The 12,728-nt window shown below is 51.5% G+C and carries 11 protein-coding genes; 6 read left to right on the top strand and 5 right to left on the bottom strand.

Features of this window, described 5'->3' with window-relative positions; all coding sequences use genetic code 11:
- Positions 1-3 precede the first annotated feature (3 nt).
- On the bottom strand, positions 4-852 hold the full coding sequence (locus FUA23_RS19490) for an SPL family radical SAM protein (protein WP_147932450.1): 849 nt from the start codon (positions 850-852) through the stop codon (positions 4-6).
- A 121-nt stretch (positions 853-973) separates the two neighbouring features.
- A complete protein-coding gene (locus FUA23_RS19485) occupies positions 974-2,848 on the bottom strand; it encodes a metallophosphoesterase (RefSeq protein WP_147932449.1) in 1,875 nt (624 codons plus the stop codon).
- Between the two features lie 373 nt (positions 2,849-3,221).
- Between FUA23_RS19485 and FUA23_RS19480 the strand changes: the two genes are divergently transcribed.
- Together FUA23_RS19480 and FUA23_RS19475 are read left to right on the top strand one after the other, a co-directional pair.
- On the top strand, positions 3,222-3,593 hold the full coding sequence (locus FUA23_RS19480) for a PRC-barrel domain-containing protein (RefSeq protein ID WP_147932448.1): 372 nt from the start codon (positions 3,222-3,224) through the stop codon (positions 3,591-3,593).
- Between the two features lie 906 nt (positions 3,594-4,499).
- On the top strand, positions 4,500-5,237 hold the full coding sequence (locus FUA23_RS19475; RefSeq protein WP_147932447.1) for a LytR/AlgR family response regulator transcription factor: 738 nt from the start codon (positions 4,500-4,502) through the stop codon (positions 5,235-5,237).
- Positions 5,238-5,268: 31 nt separating this feature from the next.
- Here the strand turns inward: FUA23_RS19475 and FUA23_RS19470 are convergent, their stop codons facing one another.
- The 3 genes from FUA23_RS19470 to FUA23_RS19460 form a co-directional block, all read right to left on the bottom strand.
- A complete protein-coding gene (locus tag FUA23_RS19470; protein ID WP_246144382.1) occupies positions 5,269-7,149 on the bottom strand; it encodes a sensor histidine kinase in 1,881 nt (626 codons plus the stop codon).
- A gap of 426 nt (positions 7,150-7,575) precedes the next feature.
- On the bottom strand, positions 7,576-9,447 hold the full coding sequence (locus FUA23_RS19465; RefSeq protein WP_147932446.1) for a sensor histidine kinase: 1,872 nt from the start codon (positions 9,445-9,447) through the stop codon (positions 7,576-7,578).
- Between the two features lie 180 nt (positions 9,448-9,627).
- Positions 9,628-10,032, bottom strand: a complete 405-nt coding sequence (locus tag FUA23_RS19460) for a response regulator (protein ID WP_147932445.1) — start codon at positions 10,030-10,032, stop codon at positions 9,628-9,630.
- A gap of 272 nt (positions 10,033-10,304) precedes the next feature.
- On the opposite strand from FUA23_RS19460, the gene FUA23_RS19455 reads away from it, so the two are divergent.
- From FUA23_RS19455 to FUA23_RS19440, 4 genes are read left to right on the top strand one after another with little or no spacing between them, the layout of a single operon-like run.
- Positions 10,305-10,844 (top strand): RNA polymerase sigma factor, encoded by a 540-nt coding sequence (locus FUA23_RS19455; RefSeq protein ID WP_147932444.1) that lies wholly within the window; start codon positions 10,305-10,307, stop codon positions 10,842-10,844.
- Between the two features lie 33 nt (positions 10,845-10,877).
- Positions 10,878-11,141, top strand: coding sequence for a hypothetical protein (locus FUA23_RS19450; protein ID WP_147932443.1), 264 nt, complete (start codon positions 10,878-10,880; stop codon positions 11,139-11,141).
- Positions 11,141-11,632, top strand: coding sequence for a hypothetical protein (locus FUA23_RS19445; protein WP_147932442.1), 492 nt, complete (start codon positions 11,141-11,143; stop codon positions 11,630-11,632). The genes FUA23_RS19450 and FUA23_RS19445 overlap by 1 nt, the downstream gene beginning before the upstream one ends.
- Before the next feature lie 29 nt (positions 11,633-11,661).
- Positions 11,662-12,354 carry an MbnP family protein gene (locus tag FUA23_RS19440; RefSeq protein ID WP_147932441.1) on the top strand — a complete coding sequence of 231 codons (693 nt, stop codon included), beginning with the start codon at positions 11,662-11,664 and terminating at the stop codon, positions 12,352-12,354.
- Positions 12,355-12,728: the final 374 nt, after the last annotated feature.

Genomic DNA, 12,728 nt, shown 5'->3' with positions numbered 1-12,728 from the left:
TAATCAAATTGATTTAAACCCCTCTTGCCCTATTCCAATACTTGGTATATATCGCCTAAATATACGTAAAACTCTTTGATACTCCTCCTCGCCCCAGTTGAATTCGTCCAAAATTGTCGTCGCTGCGTCACGAGTTCCCTTTACGAATCGTCCTTTCTTGCGGTGAAACCCCTGGATTATGAAATTATCGATACCGGTGGCTTTCAAATCCTGCGCAAACTGTTCAGGGTCTTCAACGGGTAGCAAAGGAGTTATCGTTATGCAGCTACGTATTCCTGCATCGTGAACTTCCTGAATAGCTTTTAACCGAACCTTATTGCTGGGGCAAAGCGGCTCAAAGGCCTTGCGAACACGTTCACTGTCGGTTGTGACGGTCATATTGACCTGCAAAGTCTCAAAACCCTTAAAGATGTCAATATCACGAGTGACCAGAGCTGCACGGGTCTGGATTACCAGACGGACATTATGGTAGTCTCGTAACTCCTTTAAAATTTCGCGGGTGGTTTCCAGCTTCTTTTCAATAGGCTGATACGGATCGGTTACCGTACTCATATAAATTCGGCTTCCGTCCATCGGCTTTTTACGCTTCTTTCGGAGCAAAGCCAGTGCATTCTCCTTAACGTCAACCCAATAACCCCAATTGTCCATTTTTTCACTGTTACGACTAAAGAAAGCAGCGTAACAATAAGTACAACCAAATGAGCAGCCAGAATAAGGATTGATCGTAAAGTCGTAGCTGTCGACAAAGCCGGAGGCTTTGGTAATAATGGAGGAAGCGTTCTTGTAAGTGAGCTCCGCATGGCCCAGCTTTTTTTGCTTCTCTGGTTCGGGGAATAGACTGGGTTGGGACATTGCATTCTGGTTTTTGTAAAAATACACCACCCCATAGAAATCCCCCCCCCCCAAAAAAAAGCCGCCCCTCCCCCTTTCGGGTTTGGGTCGGCTTGCAGTACAAGTGATTGCTTTAGGATGTTTAGTCTTTAAAGAACAGGCCGCTGCCGATGACGTTATTGGCGCCACGCCAATCGGGCATCCAGCTGTTGCGGGGTTTTGAGTCTTTACCGGGGTCTTCGTCCTGGGTGGAGATGTTGATGCGCAGGTTGCGCCAGTTGTCGCCTTGTCGTTCGGTGACGTACGCGAGGGGGATGGCGGCCTCCATGACGTAGCCGCCGGGCACCGCCCGGCATACGTACTGTGCGGGATGGTCCTCGTAGCGGTCCTGGTAGGCGCTGCCGCCTGCGGCGGCGTCGGTATCGGGCGATGCGAGGAGGATGTACGAGTCGCGGTACCAACGCGGACCGGTGTTCATCATACTGCTGGCGAGCGGATCGGCGTTGACGAGCACGGCGACGTAGTCTTGCTGCCATGCGGTTTCGTTGGCCCTGACCACCACGTCCGCGTCCTGCACCTTCACGGCGAAGTAGAGGTGGTCTTTACCGGTTTTCACGCCCCAGCTTACGTGGCCATCGGTGCCCGGCGTGCCGAACGATTCCGTCATAGCTTCGGGCTTCCAATCGCTCAGGCTTCCGTCTATCTTTATTTCTTTATGCGCTTCCTTCAGTTTACGCCGCATTTGGGGTGCGACCATATACTTCAGGGGCAGCGTCAGTTCGCTACCGGCGTAATCGTAGCTCAGTTCCAGTTTCAGGGGTACGCTGCCGTTGGCAGCGGGTTGGTTGCTGGCGCTGCGGCTGCGGATCTCCCAGCTGAAGTCGACCACGTTGTTGGGGGGAACGGTGAGGGTATCGATGGGCAGTTCGCTGAGGTAATCGAAGCTGAAACCGGGGTTGATCTTTACGTGCATCGGCAGGTCGGCGGGGTTGTGGAACTGCATTTTCACCCGTTCGGATCCGGAGGGTGCGCTGCCGGCCAGGATGGGCTCGAAGCGGACCGGATTGCTGCGGTAGATGTTGGTAAAAAAGTTGTAATCCTCGCGGGTGGTGATGCTGTCGGAATGGATGCCGTCGAGGGCGATGTTGGCCATTACGGGCCCGTCGGCGGTCATGGTTACCCAGCTCACGTGGTCGAACTCACCGAGGCGCGGGCCGCGCAGCCCGCTGCCGCCGCCAGTGGTGGCCAGGGTGTAGTAGCGGCCGTTGTTGCGCTGGAACTTCTGGTAGTGGTGCACGTGACCGGCAAAGACGTTGTGTTCGCGGTTGCTCAGCAGGGTTTCCACGTCGGCCCAGCGTTCGGCGTTTTCCTGGTCCCAGAGGGGCTGGTGCAGGAAGACGAACGTCCAGCGCACGTCGTCATTATCGGCGAGTACCTTTTCGATGTAGTCGTACTGCTGGTCGGAGATGGTTCCCTTGCCTGCTCCGCGGTACTGGTCTTCGGAGTTGAGGCACAGGAAGAGCACGTCCTGGTAGACGAAGTGGTAGTATTTGGGTCCCAGGCGTTCGGTCCACAGCGAGTCCATCACGGCGTTGGTGATGTCGTGGTTGCCGGGCACGTAGAAGAAAGGCATTTCCAGGCGGTTCACCATTGCGTCGAACTCGTCCCATTGCCGGTTGAGTTCGGTGAGGTCTCTGGTGTAACCGGTGATGAGGTCTCCTACGCTCATCACAAAAGGTGGTCGCAGCAGGTTGAGTTTGTCTACTGCTTCGGAGAAAATGCCGGGGCGCAGGCCTCCGGTGCGGTCGGTCACGATGGCGAACTGGAACTGGCCGTCGGGCGCTTCGATGTCGAGCGAGGTCCACGGCAGCGGGCCGTCGGGTACGTTGATTTCAAGGCCGGCGGGCTGGGCGCTCAGCCCGTTGCAGGCATCAGGACCGGCAATGGCGCAGGTAATCAGGGCGCTGGCGCAGGTGCAAAAAAAGGTTAGAAAGAGCAGGGTCAAAAGACGATTCATAGTTATGTATTTGTGAAGTGTAAATGACGCCCACGGCCGTTAATCAGAGGTAGAGAGAAGGTTAAGTTTTGGTTTTGAAGTGCTTGCAGTAGCCCCGGCTTCAGCCGGTGTTTTTTTTAAAGGCTCCGGCTAAAGCACGGGCCTGCCAGAGATAGTAGCCACGGCTTCAGCCGTTGGCTTAGCAACCTTAAAACTTCCTGCCCCTAGACGTAAACACCATGTTATTCCTACACTATTAATAATAAACACTTTACACATTGAACAAATAACACTTTGACGTTGTTATAGTAGTGTATTAAGCAACGAAGCGGGGCTGAAACCCTTATTAACGATTTTATTTTTTTGTTTGACCCGCTGTAAAATTTTTAGATTTATGAATTCCCCAATTTTAAGTTCAAGTAGCATCACCGGAACCAACGTAACCAATAATAAAGGCGAAAGCCTCGGTGAGATCAAAGACCTCATGATCGACACGAGCACCGGCACCGTGAATTACGCCGTACTAACCTTCGGCGGTTTCCTCGGCCTAGGCGATAAGTACTTTGCCATCCCGTTCGAAGCCTTCACGGTAAACGAGGCGACGGAGAAATTCGTCCTCAACGTCCAGAAGGATGTCCTCGAGAATGCCCCCGGGTTCGATAAGAACAACTGGCCGGAAACCAGCAACACAAATTTCTGGAATGGCCTTTACGATCACTACGGCGTCCAACGCCGCCCGTTTGTGGGTAACAACACGCCTGCCTAATCTAAATTGAGGCATTCAAAAGCTCCGTCGGACCCCGCGTCCCGGCGGGGCTTTTTTTATGCCCTTAGTCATACTACCGGACATTTTTGATTTTCCACCTCACCCTCCGCCCTTTCCAGCAGGGTTTGCTTCGCAGCGCCTCCTCTGACCACCAAGCCAGCTTAACTTTGGCGCATTGTAATGATACAAATACTTCGTGCTCGCCTAAGGCTCAGCGGAGAGGGAACCAAACCCCGAAAAAGCCGTGAAGCGAAATGTCCGGTAGTACGGCCCTTAGTACTCTGTCAAGCTCAGATTTCCGGGTTAGCTGCGGTGTCTTTTGGCGACTGGCTTCGTTACTCAAATCTACCAGCACCCAACCCGTAAATTGAGCATTAACAGAGCACCAGGTGAGCTTTGGCGGTTGGTACTCCGGCTCCTTTAACCCTTCTCTGCACCCGCGGCCGCGCCACTAACTTATTGAATAACAAGACGCATAAAGTGATGACGAGCTTGAAAATCCGGGGGCTCAGCACCTTTCGGCTCTGTTTTTGGGGCAGGAGATTTGGTGCATAATCCGGCTCCGCCAACAGTTCAGCGGCCGGAAAAATCACTTCCCTGAAAGATCGTTGCCGTTCCCTGAGTTTTCTGCGGCCTTCCCTGAAAACATAGGTGCCGTTAATACTATCCGCCTTAGCTTTGAGGCAAGCATTTGAATTACGACACTTAACTTCAATTTGAACAACACTTGTTTTTAGAAGCACTTACGTACTTTCCTTCCAACGGAGCAGGCTAAAAAGCCTGCTCCGTTCTTTTTTGCCGGAGAAACACAGATGTGTATTTATCGTTAAGCTGGTCTGCTGCGCCTGATGAAACCTATTAATAAGTGAGACTTGAAGTATCTTACTCTGCCTAAAGAGGCTTCCCATGACCAAAAAAAGCATTTTAATCATTGAAGATGAAACAATCATTTCTGCAGATCTCCAAGCCAGAATGATTGATATGGGGTACGAAGTATTCGCAGCCGTTGATTCGGGCGAAGCGGCGATTCGGGCCGTACGCAACCGGACCCCCGACCTCATCCTGATGGACGTTCATCTTTCGGGCGCGCTTGACGGGATTGAAACAGCCAAACGGCTGAAAAAAATCATAAAATCTCCATTAATTTTTCTGACCAGTAACTCCGACGATCCGACCTTCCGCAGGGCCTGCAGCGTTCAACCTCAGGCATTTCTCTCCAAGCCCTACCGCACCAGGGACCTCGAGCACGCAATAACGCTGGCGATCAACCAGTCGGCACCGGGTACGCCCGCCCCGGGCACGAAACGAAAGGAAGCCTCCTCTGCCCACAACGATCGCTTGTTCATCAAGGTGAAAGACCGCCTGGTCCGGTTGATGTTTTCCGACATTCTCTACCTGGAAGCCGACGACTACTACTGCAAAGTTCACACCGAAGACCACAGTTACCTCGCCACCAAGACCCTGAAAAAACTGTGCGCCCAGTTTCCGCCTAAATTAGCTTTCTTCCGTTGTCACCGCTCCTACGTCGTGAACCTGAATCGGGTGACCGAAATCGGAGATGGATACGTGTACCTGGGCAAGCACAAGGTCCCCATCAGCCGTTCGAAAAGGGCCGAGATTCTTGCGCTGGTCAATAATATGTAATCCGGCCAGGCGGGCTGCTAGCGGGCATCGCTTATTTCTGGAACGAAATCACGACTCCGTACCCTTTTTCCGTCGACGTCCGGTACGATCCTTTCAGCTTCTCAACGAGAAGCCCGATGAGGCTTTGTCCGAAATTGGTACTGTCTTTTCGTTTAGAGGCTCCCGCTACGCCTACTCCATCATCGGTCACGGCAAGTTGCACCTCCTCGTTGGTGTGGTGCAGCGATATTTCGATAAGTCCTTCGCGGCCTCCGGGGAAAGCATACTTCAATGAGTTGGTAACCAACTCATTGATGATGAGGCCGAGGGGAATCGCCAGGTCCACGTCGAGGTTCATGTCTTCCACATCGTAGAAAATTTCGACCTGTTCTTCAAGGCGGTAAGCATCGAGCAGGGTTTCTCCGAGGTCCTTGATGTAATCTGGCATATTGACCGCGGTTACCTGCGTTCCCTGGTAAAGTTTATTGTGGATCAGGCCCATCGAGCTAACCCGGTTCTGGCTTTCCAGTAACGCCTCTCTGCCCTTCTCGTCGTTGGCTTCCAGTCCGCCCCGTTGCAACTGCAACAAACTCGAAATTACCTGGAGGTTGTTTTTCACCCGGTGGTGGATTTCGCTGACCAGTAATTCCTTTTCCGAGATGAGCCGTTCATTTTCTACAACCTTCTTTTTCAGTCTTCTGCTCAGGAGGAAATAGCTTAGCACGCCGGCCAGGGCCACGAGCAATCCGCCGAACAGGATGATGAGTTGAATCCTCTTGTTGGCAATTTCCTTTTGCTGGTCAAGAATCTCCCTCTCTTTCTCCTCCGTTTTATGGATTTCTTCCATCTCCCGCAGGTTCCTAATGTTTTCGGCTGCCTGCAACGAATCGGCCTGAGCCTTCATGAGCTTACCGTACCAAACTACGGTATCGTACTGGGCTTCGTTGAGGCCTACTGTTTGTAAAGCCATGTAGCTTCGGCTGAGCCCGACGGGGTCATTGGTGGTTTGTTTCAGGATATTGATTGCTTCCAGGATCAATTCCCGCGCCTCCTCATGGCGGCCAGTTCGTTGCAACAGAACCCCTTTGTTGGTCATTCGCCACGGCGATTTTTGATCACCCTCCCCTACTTGCAGCAAATTGTAATCTTCGTAAGCACGATCATAGTTGCCGAGCGTCGTATTGGCGAGCGCCCTTGCGCTAAGGGCATTATCGAGTAAGGTTTTACTGCCGATCCTTTCGGACACAATAACGGATTCTTCGGCCATCGCCAGGGCTTTTTCGGGCAGGTCCATCATACTGAAATTGATCGAAGCGAGTGCCGTTGCTGAAGCAATCGTACGGTCGTGTTCACTTTCCCTGGCCAGGGCCACAGCAAGCGAGTCGTAGGTCAGGGTGAGTTCTTTGTCACCGAAGCCAGAGCTGAGCGTAGAGAGAAAGTAGTACGCTTCGGCGGCGCTTCTTACGTTCCCCTCAGCTCTGAACTGTTTGGCCAGTACCGCAGCTTTTTCCGAGGCTTTCTTCGTCGCACCGCTCATCATAAGCAGGATGGTCTCATGAACCCTCGCGGTGTTTTCCATAGACTTCAATCCACTCAACCCGGCATACCTGATGGCTTCTGCCACCGCCGGCAGGCCCTTATCGGCATCACCATTATTGAGGCAGTTGATGTACAACTCGCTGTAAAGGTTTGCAAGCCCCCGGTAGTCTTTCAGTTCTACGCCCAGTTCTATGCCACGATCATAGAGCCGATCGGGGATGTCGGACATTGTCTCCGCCAGGTTATATGATAATTGGATAAGTGCACGAACTTGAGAGGTGTCTGCGGGGGTAGCCAGAATGCTGTCCAGCCGCTCTTCGGTGGACGATTGACCGTGCAGCAGTACGGCAAAAGCCATACTGAAGATCAGTAGCGAAAAACGAATAAAATACATTGATTTTGGAATCTAGGTATAAAGTGTCATCTATGTCTGCGTGCTACTCATTACGAGTAGTAGCGGCTAAAGTAACCTTTTTGAAGGTCTAAAAAGGTCGACCCTCCTTTTTGAACTTTTCTTTCCTGCTGAAGGACAGATTCTCCAACCACTTGCTAACCACCCATTTACACCACCTAAAATTACATTAAAAACATTTAGCCACCAAATCCATGTACAATACACACACAAAATTGAATGTTGTATCTGTGTTTGAATGTTGCCCATAAAAATTCCCGATGCAGCCCTTTAGCTGCCGAGTTTCTGCACAAACCCCTCAGGCAATTGGTAGCGGGTGGAAAGTAAAATGCCCGCTCAGGAGCAGCCCTCTTTTCAGTCATTGCGAGCAAATCACGGAGCGGCAGGTTAATTTCGTGAATGCCGCGTTTACCCCGGAAACAGAATTTCCACACCGTATCCCCGTCCGCTTAGTTTCGTTAGCCTTCCTTTGAGTTTTTCGGTAAGCAGTTCTATGAGGTTATTGCCAAAAGAAGTTCCGTCGGAGCGTGTAGCGGCGGCGGCAGCTCCTACACCGTCGTCGTTTACTGTCAGGCGCAACTGCTTTTTTTCGGGGTGCAACGAGATCCCGATCAAACCTTCCCTACCGTTGGGGAATGCGTACTTCAGGGAGTTGGTTACCAACTCGTTTACGATCAAACCAAGCGGTATCGCTACGTCGACGTCGAGTTTAATTTCGGTTACATCGTAGAAAATATCCACCTGGTCCTCCAGTTGGTAGGCATCGAGGAGGGTTTCTCCCAGGTCTTTGAGATACGCTGCCATATCTACTGAAGTCACCTCCGTACCCTGGTAGAGCTTCCGGTGAATCAGCCCCATCGAGTTTACCCGGTTCTGGCTTTCTTTCAGGGCTTCCCTACCCTTTTCATCGTTGGTTTCCAGGCCCCGGCGCTGCAACTGCAGCAGGCTCGAAATAACCTGGAGGTTGTTCTTTACCCGGTGATGGATTTCCCCGATCAGGATTTCCTTTTCTTTTATCAGCTGTTGGTTTTCAGCATTGCGTTTTCTGAGGTTCCAGCTGAACAGAATAAACCCTGCCCCCACCAAAAGGGCGACCAACAGCCCTCCGATCGTTACGTAAAGCTGGGTTTGCTGCCGTGCCAACTCAGCCTGCTGCTTACTGATTTCAGCTGTTTTCTCTTCCGTCTTGTATCTTTTCTCCAGCTCCAGCAGGTTTTTCATATTCTCTGCGATTTGCAGTGAGTCCTGCTCTATTTCCGCAAGCCTGGTGTACATAACAACGGTATCATATTCTGCAGCACTCAACCCTACCGTTTGCAGCGCGAGGTAACACCTTTTCAGCGCCAGGTGGTCGTTTGAGGTTTCTTTGATCAACGTCTTGGCTTCCAGTAACAACTCCCGTGCATCGTCATGCCGGCCAATCCGCTGCAGAAGTATTCCCTCGCTGATCATGACCCAGGCGAATTTCTGATCGCCGTACCATTCTGTCAGTTTCTCGAAGTCTTCAAGGGCTGTAGCGTAATTCCCCAGGGTGGTATTCGCCACGGCACGTGCACTCAGGGCATTTCCGATTTCAAATTCCATTTCGTGCTCCGTCGCCATCGCCAACGCCTCTTCAGACTGCTCTAATGCCTCCTCCGGATAGCCGAGTAAGTTGAGGTTCTCCGCCCTGGTACTCAGCACCGACAATAATACGTCTACGTAACCACTTTGCCGCGCCAGTTCAACGGCCGTAGAATCGTACAACCTGGTAAGTTCGTGGTCTCTCAACCCCGAACTTATGCTCGATAGCAACTGGTAAATTATGGCTTCGTTGTACAAATCGCCTTCGGCGCGGTATGTCTTGGCTAACCCAGAAGCCAGCTCTGCGGCTTCTTTCGTCTGTCCATCGATCATCAAGAGATGAATCTTGGTCGCATAACAGTCCGGGATCAGGTAATTCTTCTCACTTATCTCAGCGTATTCGATGGCTTCGTCTACGTGTACCAGGCCTTTTTCTATCTGCCCTGTATTCAGATCATAAATACTCCGGTCAGAATAGATCGCGGCAAGGCTCCAGAAATCTTCCAATTCACACGCCATATCCTGCGACTGATCAAATACCGTATCAGGTATAATATCCCCTGCGTTGATCATATCCGCCAACAGCTCTATCAGTATCCCCAATTGGTGCGTGTCTCTGGGGCCAGCCAGTATAGCATCTACCTTTACTGCTGTTGATTGTGCATTCAGAAAAAAACTGAAGAGGCCCAGTATAATGATGTATTTAATTCTGGACATTTATGCTGGGAGACTGCAAGTTAATTATAGGCTGCAACGCAGCTGCGATCTTTTTTTTGCACTGCGATAATCAGCACAAGTTACGTATTCACAGACAAAAGCTTAGTATTTACTGACTATCCGCACTAAAGGCGTTACAACGCGTATCCCGAAAAGAGAGCAGATACGTCTATACCATCATCACCTTTGGCTGATCAATTCCTGCAAACGCCGCCTGCATTCCATCAGCCGGTAGGGCTTGAAGAGCAGCTCCTGCCTTTCGGTAAAATCTGGCAGCTCCTCCAACTCCGTAACCCGCGAAGATGTAATCATCAGGCAGGGGAGATTGTAGTCTTCCCGAAACCGCTTTGCCAGGGCCCAGCCCGTTTGTCCTTCGGAATAATGCGAGTTGATGATAGCAGCATCGAAAAAGTCATACTCGCAGCAATTCAGGGCATCCTCAGGGTCTTTCGCCAATCTGACCACCCATTCGGCTTCACTAAGCAGTACTTCCAACAAGTAACGTTGAAGCGGGTCTTTTTCGACAAGAAGAACATGATTTCCGGGCTTGCCCGGGTATTCTGGCACGATATTAAAATCACACATTTTTCAAAGTTACGTACTGGCCCTCTGCGCTCACTTTTTTTTCAGGCAAGCCCTGTAATTCTTCCGTGAGCGGCTTTTTTTAACAGTTTTAGTCGGAGCCAAGCAATCCACACAATTGCTCCTAGCCTGGTTAAGGACCAGGAAACTTCCCTCGTCGTCGGCCTTCAAAAGGTAGTTTTAGGTTAATTTCCAATAAGAAGTCGTCTTTCCTCCTCTTCAGGCGAAGGATTTTTACCTTGCGGGCGTCCAAGAAGCAGACGAACATGGCTTATATGCCCAACACTACCGATCGTGCCCTCATCGCCGGTATCGCTAATTGCGATGCCCAGGCCCTGCGCGAGCTGTACAACCGGCACAGTAGTCGTGTTTACAATACGGCACTCACTTATCTTCAAAACGAAACGGATGCAGAAGAAGTTAGTCAGGATGTATTTACCAAGGTTTGGCGGTCTGCAGCCGGGTTCAAAGCAGAAAGCCAGGTAACGACCTGGTTGTACCGGATTGCGGTCAATACTTCACTGACTGCGCTTAAGAAAAAGCAAAGGCGCGGCATTTTCGGGATGATCAATCCCGGGCAGGATCCGCCTGATTTTCATCATCCGGAAGCTAAACTTGAAGAGCGGGAAGAGAACAAGGCCATTTTTTCGGCCATCTACCGCTTGCCCGACCGGCAGAAAACGGCCTTTGTGCTCAGTTACGTCGAAGAATTGCCCCGCCAGCAAGTCGCCGACATTATGGGGCTGAGCCTCAAAGCCGTTGAAGGCCTTCTTATGCGGGCAAAGAAAAGTCTGCGCAATACAATCGAACGCTAAAAGTCAAAACATATAGCGACAATTTAAATAACAATGGAAGACAAAACATATAATCATCTCCGTAACCTCCCGAGGGCCGTCCCTCCCGAAGGGTTGTTCGACAAAATCGAGGCAAAAATCGGGCAGGCAAAGGTTGTCGCGCTGGCCGATTGGCGCCAGTTTGCTGCCGCTGCGGTAATCCTGGCGGCTATCAACGTCGCTGCCATCGTGCAGTACTCGCAAGCGCAGCCGGAAACCTCTCCGGGAATGGCGGCGGTCGAAAACACCATCATTTCAGATTACGAAATCTACTATTAATGGAGAAGGTTACTCTGTATAAATTTACCATCGCTGGCTTACTTCTTCTCAACCTGATCCTTGTGGCTTTTCTTTGGTTCGGCCGCCCCTCGGCCCAGTTTGGCCCGGGCACTTTCGAGGAGCCATTCGGTCTCAACGAACAGCAAAAGAGCGAGTTCTTCGAATCCGTCGAAAAGCATAAGGCAATTACGCAGCAAGTCAATATGAATCAGCGCGAGATTCTGAAGAATTACTTCGGGGCCCTAAAGGACCCAACTGTATTTACTTCGCAGCCCGTGCCGCCGGAGATCATTTCCCTCGAAGAGCAGAAAATACAATCTACTTACGATCATTTCCTCGCCGTCAAAAACATTCTCACGCCCGAGCAACTCTCAGAGTATCCCGGCTTCATCGATCATGTTATCAGGCAGGTATTAAAGAGAGGACAGCAAAAGCCGAAGCCCGGAAGACGCAACGACGGTGAACGGCCCGAGAAGAAAAACGATCGGTAAAGCCCCACCCTGCCGCTCAATGGTTCATTATGCTCCGTATCCTCTTCGCCTTACTTTTCTTCACCTCTGTGCTCCCGGCACAGACAGCCCTGAGCTTCCGGCCGATACTGGACGGACGAGTGCTCCGTTCGGGGGCCGATAATGCAGCAGGTCATGATGGCGCGGTCGCAGGTGCAAGGCGGGTTGAAGTACTCCGTTGGTACCTCTCCGACATTAGGTTTCTTCAAGATGGCACAACGGTTTTCACCCCTGCCAAACGACACCACCTCCTTGATCTCGAGGCTCCCGCTGGGTTAAATCTGCAGCTCGCAACACCCCCCGGGCTCAACTACGACGAAGTGAGTTTCACCCTCGGGGTAGACAGTCTCACCGCAGCATCCGGCGCCTTCGGCGGCGATCTTGACCCAACCAGGGGGATGTACTGGACCTGGCGCTCCGGCTACATCAACTTCAAACTCGAAGGAACTGACCCCGAATGCCCCGTCCGGCAAAACCGCTTCCAGTTTCATGTCGGTGGTTTCCAGGGGCCGTTTGCTTCGCAACGCGAAGTCACTCTCAAGGTGTCCCCCGCTGCCATTGTCCCCGTTTACCTCAACCTCGATCGCTTTTTCAAAACGGTCAACGTCAAAAAGCAGTACCAGGTCATGAGCCCTAACGAAGCGTCCGCAAAGATGGCAGATCTGCTGGCTGAACTGTTCAGCGCCGAACGCCAAAGCAGTTAGCTTGGGTCATCTTCTACTCTCTCGCTAACATAACGGGTTGAGCATTTGCTTAGGGCCGGAAGGCCCTGTCTTGTAGCGTGGGGCCCTGTCTCCGCGTTTTCGTTGTGCATTTGGTTATTCACATTACCCTCGAGTTCCGTGTGTATCACGAGATGCACTACTATCACGAACTTGCCGCTTGTCACGTCTCCCCTCTCCCGAGGAGAGGGGCCGGGGGCAGGGCTAACGCATACTATAAAATTAATCTAGCCGGGATTGTTTTCCGTTATTGAGTCATGCAAAATAAGGAAACGACCAATCTCCCCCTTGATCCATTACCTGGAGTCGATCAGATTCCTGACCCAAGAAACGCTTGTTTGGTTCACCATCCACTT

This window comes from Neolewinella aurantiaca (assembly GCF_008014675.1).
Lineage (GTDB): Bacteria > Bacteroidota > Bacteroidia > Chitinophagales > Saprospiraceae > Neolewinella > Neolewinella aurantiaca.
Note: the sequence above shows the minus strand (reverse complement) of the source record. Positions and strands in the feature narration are given on the sequence as shown.